General features: G+C 41.1%; 16 protein-coding genes. 10 read left to right on the plus strand and 6 right to left on the minus strand.

All coding sequences use genetic code 11. From position 1 onward, the window contains the following. The first annotated feature begins 73 nt into the window (after window positions 1-73). From thiC to gluQRS, 5 genes are all read left to right on the plus strand, one after another. Window positions 74-1,951 carry a phosphomethylpyrimidine synthase ThiC gene (thiC, locus tag J663_RS17180; RefSeq protein ID WP_002121180.1) on the plus strand — a complete coding sequence of 626 codons (1,878 nt, stop codon included), beginning with the start codon at window positions 74-76 and terminating at the stop codon, window positions 1,949-1,951. A gap of 75 nt (window positions 1,952-2,026) precedes the next feature. Beyond that, entirely contained in the window at window positions 2,027-2,653 is a 627-nt protein-coding gene (locus J663_RS17185; RefSeq protein ID WP_032006835.1) for an NUDIX domain-containing protein, read from the plus strand. Between the two features lie 4 nt (window positions 2,654-2,657). Beyond that, window positions 2,658-3,470: a 3',5'-cyclic-AMP phosphodiesterase gene (gene cpdA, locus J663_RS17190; RefSeq protein ID WP_033851223.1), complete on the plus strand. Its 813-nt coding sequence runs from the start codon at window positions 2,658-2,660 to the stop codon at window positions 3,468-3,470. A 211-nt stretch (window positions 3,471-3,681) separates the two neighbouring features. Then, the gene (gene dksA, locus J663_RS17195) at window positions 3,682-4,218 is read left to right on the plus strand and encodes an RNA polymerase-binding protein DksA (RefSeq protein WP_002121205.1); all 537 of its coding nucleotides are present in this window, start codon (window positions 3,682-3,684) and stop codon (window positions 4,216-4,218) included. 2 nt (window positions 4,219-4,220) lie between these two features. Continuing rightward, window positions 4,221-5,204, plus strand: a complete 984-nt coding sequence (gluQRS, locus tag J663_RS17200) for a tRNA glutamyl-Q(34) synthetase GluQRS (RefSeq protein ID WP_033851225.1) — start codon at window positions 4,221-4,223, stop codon at window positions 5,202-5,204. 53 nt (window positions 5,205-5,257) lie between these two features. Here the strand turns inward: gluQRS and ftsW are convergent, their stop codons facing one another. The 5 genes from ftsW to J663_RS17225 form a co-directional block, all read right to left on the minus strand. Then, the gene (gene ftsW, locus J663_RS17205; protein ID WP_033851226.1) at window positions 5,258-6,454 is read right to left on the minus strand and encodes a putative lipid II flippase FtsW; all 1,197 of its coding nucleotides are present in this window, start codon (window positions 6,452-6,454) and stop codon (window positions 5,258-5,260) included. Window positions 6,455-6,478: 24 nt separating this feature from the next. Further along, window positions 6,479-7,825: a UDP-N-acetylmuramoyl-L-alanine--D-glutamate ligase gene (gene murD, locus J663_RS17210; protein WP_014208179.1), complete on the minus strand. Its 1,347-nt coding sequence runs from the start codon at window positions 7,823-7,825 to the stop codon at window positions 6,479-6,481. Between the two features lie 160 nt (window positions 7,826-7,985). Then, window positions 7,986-8,237 (minus strand): DUF6587 family protein, encoded by a 252-nt coding sequence (locus tag J663_RS17215; RefSeq protein WP_033851228.1) that lies wholly within the window; start codon window positions 8,235-8,237, stop codon window positions 7,986-7,988. Window positions 8,238-8,257: 20 nt separating this feature from the next. After that, window positions 8,258-10,111, minus strand: a complete 1,854-nt coding sequence (gene feoB, locus J663_RS17220) for a ferrous iron transporter B (RefSeq protein ID WP_033851232.1) — start codon at window positions 10,109-10,111, stop codon at window positions 8,258-8,260. Further along, the gene (locus J663_RS17225) at window positions 10,108-10,371 is read right to left on the minus strand and encodes a FeoA family protein (protein WP_081404807.1); all 264 of its coding nucleotides are present in this window, start codon (window positions 10,369-10,371) and stop codon (window positions 10,108-10,110) included. The genes feoB and J663_RS17225 overlap by 4 nt, the downstream gene beginning before the upstream one ends. 143 nt (window positions 10,372-10,514) lie before the next feature. Between J663_RS17225 and xerD the strand changes: the two genes are divergently transcribed. The 4 genes from xerD to thrC all read left to right on the plus strand — a co-directional run bounded on the left by xerD (window position 10,515) and on the right by thrC (window position 15,136). Beyond that, window positions 10,515-11,435 carry a site-specific tyrosine recombinase XerD gene (xerD, locus tag J663_RS17230; RefSeq protein WP_033851236.1) on the plus strand — a complete coding sequence of 307 codons (921 nt, stop codon included), beginning with the start codon at window positions 10,515-10,517 and terminating at the stop codon, window positions 11,433-11,435. Between the two features lie 146 nt (window positions 11,436-11,581). After that, window positions 11,582-12,397 carry a DsbC family protein gene (locus J663_RS17235; RefSeq protein WP_002121175.1) on the plus strand — a complete coding sequence of 272 codons (816 nt, stop codon included), beginning with the start codon at window positions 11,582-11,584 and terminating at the stop codon, window positions 12,395-12,397. A gap of 243 nt (window positions 12,398-12,640) precedes the next feature. Continuing rightward, entirely contained in the window at window positions 12,641-13,942 is a 1,302-nt protein-coding gene (locus J663_RS17240) for a homoserine dehydrogenase (RefSeq protein ID WP_002121263.1), read from the plus strand. Window positions 13,943-13,996: 54 nt separating this feature from the next. Then, complete coding sequence (thrC, locus tag J663_RS17245; RefSeq protein WP_033851238.1) at window positions 13,997-15,136, plus strand: threonine synthase; 1,140 nt, start codon at window positions 13,997-13,999, stop codon at window positions 15,134-15,136. Window positions 15,137-15,240: 104 nt separating this feature from the next. On the opposite strand, the gene pbpG is transcribed toward thrC, so the two are convergent. Then, window positions 15,241-16,287, minus strand: coding sequence for a D-alanyl-D-alanine endopeptidase PBP7/8 (gene pbpG, locus J663_RS17250; protein ID WP_155762408.1), 1,047 nt, complete (start codon window positions 16,285-16,287; stop codon window positions 15,241-15,243). Window positions 16,288-16,499: 212 nt separating this feature from the next. On the opposite strand from pbpG, the gene J663_RS17255 reads away from it, so the two are divergent. Further along, entirely contained in the window at window positions 16,500-17,135 is a 636-nt protein-coding gene (locus tag J663_RS17255) for a response regulator (protein WP_002121174.1), read from the plus strand. Window positions 17,136-17,139 lie beyond the last annotated feature (4 nt).

The raw sequence follows: 17,139 nt of genomic DNA on the forward strand, positions 1-17,139 counted from the left end.
ATCTAATAAAGATAAATCCGCCATCGTTTTTGGTCGTGCTTGATTCGTTGATGTTATTCATAAGGATCATGTGATGAACCAGTTAACGAATCTCTCTTCTGCTGAAATTTCAGCACAACATGAACAAGATGCAAAAGATTTAACCCGCATCTTACCCGCTTCTAAAAAAGTTTATATTGAGGGTTCTCGCCCTGACATTCAGGTTCCAATGCGAGAAATTTCTTTAACCGACACCCCTACTGGTCTTGGCGGTGAACATAACCCTCCTGTTATGGTATATGACACTTCAGGTGTTTATACCGACCCAAATGTTCAAATTGATTTAGACAAAGGTTTACCTTCAGTTCGCCAAAACTGGATTGAAGAGCGTAACGATACTGACGTACTTTCTGGTTTAACTTCAAAGTTTGGTCAAGAACGTTTAAAAGACATTCGTACCGCTGATATTCGTTTTGCGCACATTCAAAATCCACGCCGTGCCAAAGCAGGCAAAAATGTCACTCAAATGCACTATGCCAAGCAAGGTATTATCACACCTGAAATGGAATATATTGCAATTCGTGAAAATCAACGCCAGCGTGAAGGCGTTGATATGCGTCAACATGCTGGTCAGAATTTCGGTGCAAAAAACTTAAAAGAAATTACACCTGAATTTGTTCGCCAAGAAGTTGCTGAAGGTCGTGCGATCATTCCTGCAAACATTAACCACCCAGAACTTGAACCAATGATTATTGGTCGTAACTTCTTGGTTAAAATTAATGCCAATATTGGTAACTCAGCACTTGGTTCTTCAATTGACGAAGAAGTTGCAAAAATGACTTGGGCAACGCGTTGGGGTGCCGACACCATTATGGACTTGTCGACAGGTAAAAACATTCATGAAACACGTGAATGGATTATTCGTAACTCACCTGTTCCAATCGGTACTGTACCTATTTATCAAGCGCTTGAAAAAGTTGATGGTGTTGCAGAAGATCTGACTTGGGAAATCTTTAAAGACACACTAATTGAACAAGCCGAACAAGGCGTTGACTACTTCACAATTCACGCAGGTGTATTACTTCGCTATGTACCACTTACAGCAAACCGTTTAACAGGTATTGTATCTCGTGGTGGTTCAATCATGGCGCAGTGGTGTCTAGCACATCATGAAGAAAACTTCTTATACACACATTTCGATGAAATCTGTGAAATCATGAAGGCTTATGACGTTTCATTTAGCTTAGGTGATGGCTTACGTCCTGGCTGTATCCAAGATGCAAATGACGAAGCACAGTTCAGCGAACTCAAAACATTAGGTGAACTGACTCACCGTGCATGGGAACACGATGTTCAAGTCATGATTGAAGGCCCTGGTCACGTACCAATGCACATGATTAAAGAAAATATGGACCTTCAGCTAGAAGTGTGTAAAGAAGCACCATTCTATACGCTTGGACCATTAACAACAGATATCGCACCGGGTTATGACCACATTACCTCTGCAATTGGTGCAGCCATGATTGGTTGGTACGGCACAGCGATGCTTTGTTATGTGACACCAAAAGAACACTTAGGTTTACCAAACAAAAAAGATGTTAAAGACGGAATTATTACCTACAAGCTTGCAGCACATGCTGCCGATCTTGCGAAAGGGCATCCGGGTGCTCAAGTTCGTGATAATGCCTTATCAAAAGCTCGTTTTGAATTCCGTTGGGATGATCAGTTCAACCTAAGTCTAGACCCTGATACAGCACGTAGTATGCACGATGAAACCTTACCAAAAGAGGCTCATAAATCTGCACACTTCTGCTCAATGTGTGGTCCAAAATTCTGTTCAATGAAAATCACTCAGAATGTACGCGACTATGCCAACAACCTCACCAATAACGATTCAGAGGTTGAAGAAGGCCTCAAAGCGATGAAAGAGGTTTATCAGGAGCAAGGTCAAAAACTGTATCATAAAGTGTAAATATTCAAAAAAAACACTTGCCTAGCCCTGATTCTCGGTTAGGATGAAATAAATAGATTTCGTCCTGACCGAATCATGAGTATTGTTGAACGTCCAAGTTATACATCTAAAGATGTCGAAGTAACATCACGTGAATCTCTATTCCGTGGTTTTATTCAAGTTGAAAAAGTCAGCCTTCGACATCGTCTATTTAATCAATCTGAATATACTCATGTATTGCAGCGTGAACTCGTTCATCGGCCTGAAGCAGCTGGCGTACTACTCTACAACGATCAAAAACAACAGTTTGCTCTGATTGAACAGTTCCGTGTTGGGGCTTTAGATGATGCTCAATCACCGTGGCAGTTAGAAATAATTGCAGGCGTGCTAGATGGTGATGAATCACCAGAAAGTTGTATTCGACGAGAGAGCCTTGAAGAATCAGGTTGCGAAGTTCAAGATTTAGAGCATCTATTTAGCTTTTACCCGTCAGCTGGTGCTTGCTCAGAGTTATTTCATCTCTATGTTGCCGAAACTGAATTACCCGCTGAAGGGGGTGTTTTTGGCGTAGATGATGAGGGGGAAAATATTCAACTGCACTTATTTAATTATAGTGAAATCCAGACTCTACTCGACAGCGGGCGTTTAAGAAATGCTCCTGTCATTATGGCATTACAATGGCTGGCCCAACACAGCAAAACGATAATAAACCCGAAGAGGTAGGACGGTGACTTTTCAAGTCTCAACACTTTCACAAAAAGACCATGTCATTATACAAATTACCGATACCCACCTATTGGAGTATCCGCATTTAGAATTTGTGGGTATGAATCCTGAAGAAAGCTTTCATGCCATTATGCAACAGATACTTAATAAACATCCTGAAATTGATGCAATTATCCATACTGGGGACCTAGCTCAGGCACCAACGTCTATTACCTACAAACGTTATATTCAATATATGCAAACCTTAGGGCTGCCCTTTTTTCAGACCTTAGGTAATCATGACAATGTTGACCATTTTCCATTGCATAAAGAGAATCATCAGGAACCTGTGGTCATTTGCTTAGGGAACTGGCGGGGTATTTTATTAAATAGTGCGGTAAAAGGTCATATTGATGGGCATCTATCAGCAGAACAGCTAGAGAACTTAACGGCTTTACTTGAAGAGTATGCAGATAACCCGATTTTGCTGGCTTGTCATCACCACCCTTTTGCCATGAAGTCAAAATGGATTGATCATCACAAGTTACAAAATTCTAATGCTTTGCTTACAGCATTAACGCCGTTTAAAAATGTAAAAGCTTTGGTCTGCGGGCATGTTCATCAGGACTCAATCAACATTTGGCAAGGGGTCGAATTTTTCTCTACACCTTCGACAAGTGTTCAGTTTAAACCCTTTAGTAATGATTTTGCACTCGATCAAAATGCTCCCGGCTACCGTTACATTCGTCTAAAAAACGATGGTAGTTTTGAAACAGAAGTCTTCCGTCTTGAAAATTTTCAAGGCCATATAAATACTGATATTTCAGGCTATTAGCCCTATTTCTTATATGCTTATATATAATTATGACTGGGGTAAACACGTTTTGAAAATATTTACGGGGCGGAATGACTATCATCTTGCAGGAAAAATCTATATGATGACGACCCGATGGGAAAATCCCATCGATGGTTTTCTATAAAAACACTTGCATATCACCATATTTTTTGCGTATAGATAATACGTGTATGATGAGGAATGCCCTATTATGGCGAATGACAACCACAACCAAGTTTTGGATGAACATACAGAAGTTGTAGTGGAAGGTGACAAAGCTTCTGCAAAACGTGCACGTAAAGTGAAACCTAAAACTTCTGACATAGGCACAACTGCAAGTTTATTTGGTATTGCACCTTATCAACCTAAGAAAAATGAAGAGTACATGTCTGAAGGACAGCTCGAGCATTTCCGACAAATTCTGCAAGCATGGAAAGCTGAATTAATGTCTGAAGTTGATCGTACTTTAAATACGATGCAAGACGAATCAACTGCACTGCCAGATGTAAACGACCGTGCGACCCAAGAAGAAGAATTTGCAATTGAATTACGTACACGTGACCGTGAACGTAAGTTAATTCGTAAAATCGAACAATCTATGGAAGCTATTAAGAATGAAGACTACGGTTTCTGTGAAACTTGTGGTATTGAAATCGGCTTACGTCGTTTAGAAGCGCGTCCAACTGCAACGTTATGTATTGACTGCAAAACTTTGGCAGAAATTAAAGAGAAGCAAAATAACGGTTAATTGTGACTGTTGAGAATTCTCTAGCCGAGCACAGCTCTGCTCTTGCGCAGCAGTTAAATCGCCTGCCAGAAAAGCATAGCTTTTCTCTTGCGCAGCGGCGGAACAATGTTCCGCCTAATCGCTGCTCATACTCAGGTCGGTTTGCGCCCTCGCCAACCGGCCCTTTGCATTTTGGATCACTCATTACAGCCGTCGCCAGTTATTGTGATGCTAAAGCTCACCAAGGCAAATGGCTGGTTCGTGTCGAAGATACAGATATCCCTCGTATTTATCCCGGCAGTGAAGAGCATATTCTCAAATCACTTGAAGCCTTCCAGTTCGAACCCGATACAGAGATCATCTTTCAAAAAAATCGTTTAGACATTTATGAAAGCGTATTAGACCAACTCAAAAAAGAAGGTCTTATCTATGCATGTCAATGTACGCGAAAAATGCTTGGTTCAAATGCAATCTATGCAGGTACTTGCCGCGATCTCAATCTTGATTTTCAAGGTCAAGCGATTCGGGTAAAAGTTCAAGATCAGCAGATCTGTTTTGATGACCGATTACAAGGACATCATTGCTCCAATCTACAACACGATCTTGGAGATTTTGTTCTTAAGCGCCGTGATGGGATTATTAACTATCAACTTGCGGTCGTCGTGGATGATTATCTACAAGGTATTACCCATGTCGTTCGAGGCGCAGACTTATTAGATAACACTGAACGTCAGATCTGGTTAAGCCAGCTTCTAGGTTATCCTCAACTAAGCTATATGCACCTACCCCTTGCAATGAATGACCAAGGGCAAAAGCTCTCTAAACAAAATCTAGCTCAAGCACTCGATTTATCAAAAGCACCTGAATTACTTCAAAAAGCGATACTAGCCTTGGGACAACCCAACGTTGATTTAGATCAACCTAGACTGATGCTCAAACAAGCTGTAGCACAGTGGAATGTTGATTTGATTCCCCATGGGCAAGAGCTCAGCGGAACATATCTATAAATAATAAAAAAGCCCGATATCAAATCGGGCTTTTTAAACTTCTAAATACTCAATTAGAAGTTCGACTCTTCTCGTTCTGGGTTGACTTCTTGTGTTGAAGCATCAATCTTTAAGATCAAGCTAATCATCGCAGCACACATCATTAAAGACGTACCACCATAACTAATGAATGGCAAAGTCAAACCTTTCGTCGGCATTAAGCCCATATTCATGCCCGCATTTACCAAAATCTGGAGCAAGAAAATAATACTAATACCGTAAGCTAGATAGCCTGCACGAAGGTAATGATGTTTCAAAGCACGGTGACCAATTTTGATACAACATGCCAGCATCAAGAAAGACAAGCCAATAACAATAGAAATACCCACGAAACCAAACTCTTCCCCTAGCACTGCCAACATAAAGTCAGTATGCGCTTCAGGTAAATAAGATAGTTTTTGTACACTATGCCCTAAGCCTGTACCAAACCATTCACCACGGCCAAAAGCCATTAATGCATTTGATAACTGATAACCCACACCCAACGGGTCTGCCCATGGGTCAGTAAACGAAATCAAACGCTGGAAACGGTAGGGTTCAAATAAGATCAAAAACACAATACCTGTGACAATCGCACCAAGCATGATTAAGAACTGAGTTGGCGGCGCGCCCGCTAAAAAGAACACACCAACCATCATCATGACAATAACGACTGTTGCCCCTAAGTCAGGCTCAGCAATAATTAAACCGACCGTGATTGCCATAACCCCACTTAAACGCAATAAACCTTTCCAATGAGTACGAACCTCTTTGGCTCGGCGCACAACGTAGTCTGCGGTAAAGATCGCCATCATGACTTTGGCAACCTCGGTTGGCTGCAAGGTAAAGCCACCAATCTTAATCCAACGTGTAGAACCGTTGACTTCCGAACCCACCACCAAAGCAGCAAGCAACAGAACCATGGTTAATAACCACAGCGGGAAGGTATTTTTAAACCACGTATTCAGTGATATTCGATAGGTCAAATAAGCCACTACACCCGCAGCGACAATCGAAATACCATGACGAATCACATAGTGAAACGGGTTTTCATGCATATATTCAGCATAGGGCATCGAAGCAGATGCAACCATCACTGAACCGATACATAATAATGCAACGACACAGAAAATCAGGACATTACGTGGCGTCACTTCCGCTGGCCATTTAGGCAATATCCGTTCATACCAATGATTGTTTTTCTGGATTGTGGTCTGAGCTAAGCCTGCCATACTACATTCCTAATCATGTTTTCTTTAAACCAACGAATTGACGCAGGCAACAAACTGCTGACCACGGTCATTATAACTTTTAAACATATCAAAACTTGCACATGCTGGTGATAACAACACCACATCTTCGGCCTGTGTTTCACGTTGAGACAGCTCTACAGCTTCTTTAAGCGTTGCTGCATGTAAAATTTTGGTTGCACCTTGAATGGCTTGTTCAATCACCGGAGCATCCTCACCAATCAATACCACAACTTTGGCATATTTTTCGATAGAAGAACGTAATGGACCAAAATCCTGACCTTTACCTTGCCCACCTAAAATCAAGGCAACCTTTCCTTTTTTCACTTCAATGGCAGCGCCTAAACCATCAATTGCTGCAAGCGTAGCACCAACGTTAGTGCCTTTAGAATCATTGTAATAACGTACATCATGCACAGTCTTTACATATTCACAGCGATGCTCTAACCCTTTAAATTGTTTTAAGGTTTCAAGCATAGATTCCATAGGTAGGCCTATTGCCTCTCCTAATGCGAGACAAGCTAAAGCATTTGCTACGTTATGCATGCCTTGAATATATAAATCTGAGCTTTTAATTAAACGCTGTAAACCACGCGCAAGCCAAAGCGTGCCATCGCCATCTCTTAAAACACCATATTGATTTAAATCTGGTGCATTTAAACCAAAGCTTTGCATTGGTGTGGTATCTGGAACAAGAGGACGACTTAAAGCGTCATCACGGTTAAATACTACTTTTTTAACGCCTTGGAAAATACGGTGTTTTGCTTGATGGTAACCCAACATATTGCCGTGACGATCTAAGTGGTCTTCACTCATATTGAGAACCACAGCAACTTCAGCATTTAAGTGAGACGTGGTTTCTAGCTGAAAACTTGATAGCTCAAGTACAATTAATTCAGGTTGATCTTTTAATAAATCTAGAGCTGGGCGTCCAAGATTGCCACCCACAGCAACTTTCTTACCCGCATCTTTAGCCATTAAGCCAATTAAAGTCGTTACTGTACTTTTAGCATTAGAACCAGTGATCGCCACAATAGGCACATCGGTTGCACGGCGTAATAATTGAATATCACCTACCACAGAAATACCTTTAGCAATAGCTGCCTGAATTTCCGGTAATTGCGGTGCAAGGCCTGGGCTTAAAATAATTTCTTCTGCTTGTAATAATAATTCTTGATCAAGTTGACCGAAACTGGTTTTAACGCCAGCTGGGATCTGATCATGCCCTGGTGGCGTGGGACGAGAATCTGTTACTGCAACTTGGTAGCCTTGTTCATGCAGGAAATTTACAGCAGAAACGCCTGATATTCCCAAGCCTGCTACAACTTTTAACCCACCACGTTGTATTAACATTTTTGCCCCACAATTTATCAATCGACAGAATGGCAAAAATGTTAGCACTTTGCTGTTTTGAATGCTTTTTCAGTTTGAACTTTATTCATCTTTTTTTGTGTCAGTGCGTAAAAAAGCCATCAATGTGATGGCTTTTTAAACGAAACAAGAAATACTAAATTTATTGCCATTTAATCGGCTTAATTTCTTGAACTGTATTGGTAGGTTTATCTTCGCTTGAACAACCACAACCGCCAGCACAACCAAAGGCCATTTTTGGTTTAAGCCATTTTGCCAAGGTTACCCAACCTTGCTTTTCGCAAAATGCAGAGAGTGAAGAAAAGACTAAATTTGCTGTTTTCGGAAATACTTTCTTAAAAACAACTACAGCACTCCAAATCACTAAAACCGCAATAATCAGATATTGAACCATATACAACCTCCTTTATTGCCTTAGCCCCAATAGTGGGAAGCAATTTGATAGGTAACAAACGATGCAAAATAAGCTAAACCAAACAGATATGCAGTCATAGCTGCAACATGTTTCCATGAACCTGTTTCACGGCGTACCGTTGCCAATGTTGCCAAACAATGTGGAGCATAAATGAACCACACTAAAAGCGATAAACCTGTTGCCAAAGACCAACCTGTTCCATCTGCACTAATCAGATGTGACAAACCTTGTGCCACAGCATCATCATCTGTTGCAGACAAGGCATAAACTGTACCTAATGCCGCAACTACCACTTCACGAGCTGCCATAGCTGGAATTAAAGCAATACAGATTTGCCAGTTAAAACCAATTGGAGCAAATAAAGGTTGTATAAGATGCCCGAGCATACCTGCAAAACTATAATCTATGGCAGGTAATGTCGCCCCTTCTGGTGGCTGCGGAAAAGTACACAAGAACCAAAGCAAAATAGAGAGCGCAAAAATGATTCCACCGACGCGTTTCAAGAAGATCTTTGCACGATCCAATAAACCGATTCCCACACTTTTTAAATCAGGGAAACGATAACTTGGTAGCTCTAGCAGTAAAGCATGTTGCGACTTATCTTTTTGCAAAAACTTCATTAAAAATGAAACACAAAGCGCACTCACAATACCAGCCATATACAGACCGAAAAGCACTAAACCTTGCAGGTTAAAAATACCCCAGACCATTTTCTCTGGAATGAAGGCAGCAATCAGCAAGGCATAGACCGGTAAACGTGCCGAACAGGTCATTAAAGGCGCAACCATAATGGTCGTAAAACGATCACGAGGGTCACTAATACTACGCGTTGCCATAATTCCTGGCACTGCACAAGCAAAGCTCGAAAGTAAAGGAATGAAAGCACGACCACTTAAGCCAGCTTGGAACATTAATTTATCAAGTAAGAATGCTGCACGCGGTAAATAGCCCGATTCTTCTAATACCAAAATGAAGAAGAACAAGATCAAAATTTGTGGCAAGAACACAACTACGCCACCTGCACCCGCAATAATTCCGTCGACAACCAGACTATGCAGTAGTGGCTGCGTAATCACACTTCCTATTACTTCACCCAGCCAACCGAAGAAGCCCTCAATACCGTCCATAAAAGGAGCTGCCCATGCAAAAACTGCTTGGAACACAATAAACATCATGATGGCAAGGCTAAGTAAGCCTAAAACTGGATGTAAGAAAATCCGATCTAGAAAATCAGTCCGCTTATCACCCTGATCAACATAATGAACAACATCTTTAAAAATCATATCGATTTTCTGATGATGAGTCCCAGTTAAACCACTCAGTTCGGTTTGTGGCACACTGTATTTTTCTTGATCAAGGGCGTGTAATAAATTTTCAATCCCCGCATTTCGAACAGCAACTGTTTCAACAACGGGTACGCCCAAACGCTGAGATAACTTTTGAGTATTAATTTGGATACCACGACGACGCGCTTCATCCATCATATTCAGTACAAGTAAAATCGGACGACCTAGCTCGATCATTTCGAGCACTAGCCCTAAATGCAATTTTAAGTTAGTTGCATCAACCACACATAAAAAGGCATCTTGCTGCCCCTCTTCTGCAATTTTACCCAAGCAAACATCACGGGTAATCACTTCATCAGGACTGGTTGCATTAAGACTATATGTACCCGGCAAATCGAGTACACGCACAGCTCGACCTGAAGGCAACTGAAAATGACCAACCTTACGCTCGACCGTTACGCCCGCATAGTTTGCAACTTTTTGTCGAGTTCCAGTTAAATGGTTAAAAAGAGAGGTTTTACCACAGTTAGGGTTTCCCACAAGGGCAATACGTAACGCATCACTCATGCGGGTACTCCTTCTTCTACTTGAATTTCAATTTTTTCCGCTTCTGCTTTACGTAAAGCGAAACGAGTAAAGCCTATTTGGATCAAGATCGGATCACCACCAAAAACACCTTTGGTAATCACTTCCACTCGTGTGCCCGGTACAAAGCCCAGACTTTCCAAACGAATTGCGACCAAATCTTGCTGCTCGGACTCTATTTCTATCCGATTCACTTTGGTGATGGTCGCCGCTTGCTTCACTTTTAAAGCTGATAAACGCACCGCATCCGATCCTAAACCTTTTTTAATAGTATACATATAAATGAGAATAATTACCAAATAAGGTTAAATTTCACTTCTTATCTAGTTTAATCGACAAACCTTAAAGTTTCTTTTACAGTACAGAGGTTTAGAGGATCTAGTGTATGTTGAATAAAAAACCGCGTATTCCAAGCCCTGTTCAAATTCCTGAACATTTGAGCTTTTTACAAGGTTTTCGTGACTATCTCGTTGCTCAGACGGTAAGTCCACATACACGTAATGCTTATTTATCCGACCTTATTCAATGCAGTGAACTTCATAAAAAATCAGCTCTTCCAGAGTGGACAAGTGATGATATCGCTGATGTTTTGATTGAGTTGACTAAAGTTGGAAAAAGCCCGCGCTCGATTGCCCGTTGCTTATCTGCCCTACGCCAGTTTTACAAATTTTTACGTGAACAGAAATTACGAAGCGATAATCCTGTAGCAACCCATCATTCTCCAAAAATTGGCAGAGCCTTACCCAAAGATCTATCAGAAGAAGATGTCGAAGCACTGATTCAGGCTCCCGACATTAATACAGCACTTGGTTTACGTGATCGGGCCATGTTTGAAGTCCTTTACGCATGTGGTTTACGTGTTTCAGAACTGCTGAACTTACGCCTAGAACTTATTAACTTAAAACAAGGCTATTTAAGAATTACTGGTAAAGGTAATAAAGAGCGTTTGGTCCCGCTAGGGCAATTTGCTTGTGAATGGGTAGAACGCTACTTGCAGGATGCTCGGCCTCAACTCTATAAAAGCTCTACTGACTATCTCTTTTTAACTCAACACGGCGGAATTATGAGCCGTCAGAACTTCTGGTATGCCATTAAACGTTACGCCTTACAAGCCAATATTCAAGCTGAACTCTCACCTCACACATTACGTCACGCCTTTGCAACACACCTGCTCAATCACGGCGCCGATTTACGCGTAGTACAAATGTTATTGGGCCATAGTGACTTATCAACTACTCAAATTTACACACATGTAGCACAAGTGAGAATGCAACAATTGCATGAAAAACATCATCCTAGAGGTTAAAAAATTTAAAACTTATTATTTGAAATACGCCTAACAATCACTTGATTTCGTTCACAAAGGTTAAGAAAGTTTTAACAATACACGCTAGATTTTTTGTTATGCTTAGCAGCTTCTGACTATAAATACTGATGAAATAAGGGTTATCTATGTCTTTTACCCGATCTCAACTTTTTCTTGCCTGTGCTTTGGCTTCTAGCCTGTTATTCAGTGCTTGTTCTAAAGAAAACAAACCACAAAAAGAAGATGCGCTCACTGCGACCGCACCTGCTACTGGGGAAGCTTCAACCATCATTGAACGCAATGCGAAACAGCGTTTAATTGAAACTTTGCAAAAACAATTTAAGAATGCAAACATCAACGCCAAAATTTTAGATATCAAGCCTACTGAAGTGCCTAACTTATATTGGGTAAATCTCGAAGGAATGACGTCGATTTATACAACCAGTGATGGCAAATACCTGATTCAAGGTGATGTCATTCGTTTAGGCGGTAAAGAACTACATAATATTGGCGATAATCTTCAAGCTTCAGAAAATAAAAAGCATCTTGCTGCTTTAAAAAATGAAGATTTGATCGTTTACCCAGCTAAAGGTGGTAAGGCTAAACATGTGATTTATGTGTTTACCGATGCAAGCTGTCCTTATTGCCACAAATTACATGAGCATTTACCTGAAATTAATGAAAAAGGTATTGAGGTACGCTATATCGCTTGGCCACGCGGTGAACAATTTATGCCGACCATGGAAGCTGTATGGTGTAGTGCAGACCGTAAAGCTGCCTTTAACCAAGCCGTACAAGGCATTAATATTCCACCAGCTCAATGTAAAAACCCTGTCCGTGAACAATATCAACTTGGTTTAAACATGGGTGTAAATGGAACACCGGCTATTTATAATGTTGATGGCGAGTACTTAGGTGGATACCTAACACCGGATGAATTAATTAAACGTCTGGATAAATAACATCCTTTAGGCTGATGAATGATTAATCATCTATCTCTTTTAAAAAGCGCTGCTCTGATTGCAGCGCTTTGTTTTTTCAATAATTAATATTTAAACAACCTCTGTTTAAAGACTGATCTACTCTTCTTTTCCAAACATCGCACTCTAATTCATTGAACAGGCACTAAAAGCGCTAGAGTCTGGCGTTTTTTTTAGCTATGATCTAGCTTCAACTAAATGATTAAATGATGAATGGAGTGTGACGTGAAACCAGTTCGCCTGGCAATACTCGGTCTAGGAACCGTAGGTGGAGGAGCCCTTAAACTACTACAAGAAAATGCCGCTGAAATTAAACGTCGCACCGGTCGAGAAATTCAAATTACCCACGTTGGAACACGCCGCCCTCGTCCAGATCTTGAATTGGAAGGGATTAAACAAAGCGCCGATTTACTTGACATCGTTCGTCAACCAGACGTTGATGTAGTTGTAGAAGTTATGGGTGGGATCCACCCTGCTTACGAAGTTATCATGGAAGCGATCAAACACGGCAAACAAGTCGTGACTGCAAATAAAGCGTTACTCGCTGAACATGGCAATGAATTATTTAAAGCAGCAGAAGACAATGCTGTGCAAATTGCTTATGAAGCAGCAGTTGCTGGCGGTATTCCAATTATTAAAGTGATCCGTGAAGGTCTTGCTGCAAACCATATCGAATGGTTGGCAGGTATTATTAATGGTACAGGTAACTTTATTCTGACTGAAATGCGTGAGAAAGGTCGTGCATTTGATGATGTATTAAAAGAAGCTCAAGAACTCGGTTATGCAGAAGCAGATCCAACGTTTGACGTTGAAGGTATTGATGCTGCGCATAAACTTACCATTTTAGCGTCTTGTGCGTTTGGTATTCCTCTTCAATTTGATAAGGTTTATACCGAAGGTATCAGCAAAATCACTGCGCAAGATGTGAAATATGCCGAAGATCTTGGTTTCCGCATTAAACATCTTGGTATTGCACGTCGTGCTGAAAAAGGTATTGAATTACGTGTTCACCCAACACTTATTCCAGATGAACAGCTGATTGCGAATGTAAACGGCGTTAAAAATGCTGTTTTAGTTCAAGCTAATGCCGTAGGTCCAACACTCTATTACGGCGCGGGTGCAGGCGCAGGTCCTACAGCTTCTGCAGTTGTTGCCGACGTTATTGATATTGTTCGTGACATCTCTTATACCGAAGATGGCGCAGGAACAATTCCTCAGTTGGCTTTTGAAGCATTAACAAATGTGCCAATTTTAAGCCGTGAAGAAATGACCACAGGTTATTACATTCGCTTAAATGCAGAAGACCAAACTGGCGTACTTGCAGATGTGACGACCATCTTAAGTCGCGCTGGAATTAGTATTGATGCAATCATGCAACAATCTCGTTTAAAAGACCTTATTCCAATCGTGATTCTGACCGATCCAATCGTTGAATCTAAAATGGATGATGCTCTTGCACAAATTCAAGCATTACCTGCAATTCGTGGCGAAATCGTAAGAATTCGTTTAGAATCGCTCGATAGTTAATCAGGTTGAGGGAAAGATTCCCTCTCCCGCTTCACCTCTAATTGGAACACCATCATGTCTAATGCCAATCGTTATACTGGTCTTGTAGATCGTTATCGTGACCGTTTGCCAGTTTCGGCAACTACTCGTGCTATCTCTTTGGGTGAAGGCAACACCCCACTCATTAAACTTGAGAATATTCCACGTATTATTGGCAAAGATATTGAAATTTATGTGAAATACGAGGGTTTAAACCCAACTGGTTCATTTAAAGACCGTGGTATGACCATGGCTGTAACCAAAGCGGTTGAAGAAGGCTCTAAAGCGATTATCTGTGCATCTACTGGTAACACTTCTGCTGCTGCTGCTGCCTATGCTGCACGCGCAGGTATCAAAGCATTTGTTTTGATTCCAGAAGGCAAAATTGCAATGGGTAAAATGGCACAAGCGATGATGTATGGTGCGATCACTATGCAAATTCGTGGTAACTTCGATGATGGTATGCGTCTTGTAAAAGAAGTTGCTGATCAAGCGCCTGTAACGATTGTAAACTCAATCAATCCTTACCGTTTGCAAGGTCAAAAGACTATTGCTTATGAAATCGTTGAAGCTCTAGGTCGTGCACCTGATTACCACTGCTTACCTGTAGGTAATGCAGGTAACATCACAGCTCACTGGATGGGTTATACCGAAGCTGTAGCAAACCAACCTGCTGATCAGTTTGAACAAGTGATTTATGATGCTGCAACTGATCAATTCACTGGCCCAAAACCTGAAGGTTTACCAACAATGGTGGGTTACCAAGCTTCTGGCGCAGCTCCATTCTTGCGTGGCGCTCCAGTTGAAAGCCCTGAAACTGTTGCAACTGCAATCCGTATTGGTAATCCACAAAGCTGGAACCATGCAAAAGCTGTAGTACGTGACTCTAAAGGCTGGTTTGATGAACTTCAAGACAGCGAAATTTTAGAAGCTCAACGCTTACTTTCTATGTATGAAGGCGTATTTGTTGAGCCAGCGTCTGCTGCTTCTATCGGCGGTGCGATCCGTGATATTAAAGCGGGTAAAATTGCTGAAGGTTCTGTAATTGTATGTACAGTAACTGGTAATGGCTTGAAAGATCCTGACACTGCAATCAAACAATGTGCTGATGCAGTGATGTTGTCAATTGATGCAACAATGGACCAAGTAAAAGATTCGATTTTATCTAATATGTAAGATCTGATTTTTCAAAAACGGCTGTTTTAAACAGCCGTTTTTTTATGTCTTTTTATAACCATAAAAAAACGCTTCTTAATAGAAGCGTTTTTTGAATATTTAAATTAAATACGTTTTGGTAAATTACTTAACCAACCCAATAAGTTAGTTGCATCATTATTACGTGCCTGTGTACTTGGTTCACCAAGTAATACAATGACTGCTGGACGTGAATTTACAGTCGTGTGCATTACAACACAGCGACCTGCTTCATTAATATATCCAGTTTTAGACAAGTTAATATTCCAACCACCATTACGCACTAGAGCATTGGTATTATTAGATTTCAACACGCGATAACCCAAGTTAAAATCATAAGTCGGTGTGGTTGAGAATTGACGAATAAAGCCATATTGAGAAGCTGTACTTACCAAAATTCCTAAGTCACGTGCTGAAGACACATTACGCGGATCTAAACCAGTTGACTCATAATAGTGAGTCGAACTCATACCCAAGGCACGAGCTTTAGCATTCATTGCAGCTACGAATGCAGGACGCCCACCCGGATAAGTACGTGCTAAAGCTGCTGCTGCTGGGTTTTCTGACTTCATTAGAGCGAACAGAAGAACTTCTGCACGGTTCATCTTGTCACCAACACGTAAGGTTGAACTTGAGTTTTTACCACCTGCACCAGCAAAATCAATTTGCTCAAGTGTAATTTCTTCTGACATGTTTAAACGGGCATCTGCCGTTACAACCGCTGTCATCACCTTTGTAATAGATGCAATTGGCACAGAAGCGTTAGTATTTTTACTGTAGAGCACTTCACCAGTTTGCGCGTCCATCACAAGTGCAGCTCGAGCACTTACACTCGGCTGGGCATTGTAACCAGACGTATCACGGATTGGAGCAATCTTCGGTGCAGATGCTACAATTTTAGGTGCGCTACCACCACGCAAAGTTGTGGTTACCGATGTTGAACCTTGCGGAGTAGGTTCGTCATCTTCATCATTTAAAAATTGGCTAGCATCCGCTGCTGACCAATTTAAGCTTGCAGTACCACTATTCCCTGAGGACGGGTTATTGACGAGTTCTGCAAAGCTTGTTGAACTCAAACTAAGCAAAATAGACATGCTTAGCACATGCATTAAAGACTTTTTAGAATTTTTCACGGCACAATACTCGACTCAGGGTGATACACATTTGCGCTTACTATAATTATGCCTTACATTTGAGGTATAAGGTATAACGCTTTTACCGACACAATTGTGCACAACTATTCGCTCACTATATAAGAATAGGATTGCTAATTTTGTCATTCCATTGCAAGCTAATTTTGCTTTATGTAACAAAAAACTTGTTTTTTGAAAGAAAGGAGGTCTTCTTGATTACAGTTTTAGTTGTGGATGACCATGAACTTGTACGTACAGGTATCTGCCGTATGTTAGAAGATCATGCCGATGTAGAGGTCATTGGACAAGCCGAATCGGGTGAAGAAGCAATTGCTATTGTTCGTCAGAAACATCCTCAAGTTGTGCTACTTGATGTCAATATGCCTGGCATCGGCGGCGTAGAAACAACCCGCCGTTTACTGCAAACAGCACCAGATACAAAAGTGATTGCAGTCAGTGGCTTAGCAGAAGAACCTTACCCTTCTCTTTTGCTTAAAGCAGGAGCTAAAGGCTACATCACCAAAGGTGCTCCAATTACCGAAATGGTTCGGGCGATTAATAAAGTGATGCAAGGTGGCAAATACTTTAGTGCCGATATTGCGGAGCAATTAGCAAGTTCTTATTTATCCGATACGCAGCAATCGCCTTTTGATTCTCTCTCTGAACGAGAAATGCAAGTTGCAATGATGGTTGTAAATTGTATTAGCGCTCAAGAAATTGCAGACAAACTTTTTGTAAGTGTTAAAACAGTGAATACTTACCGCTACCGTATTTTTGAAAAGCTAGCCATTGATAGTGATGTTAAACTAACTCATCTCGCGATTCGTTACGGTCTGATCAAGCCTTAATCAG

This window comes from Acinetobacter sp. 826659 (assembly GCF_000588515.1).
Classification (GTDB): domain Bacteria; phylum Pseudomonadota; class Gammaproteobacteria; order Pseudomonadales; family Moraxellaceae; genus Acinetobacter; species Acinetobacter pittii.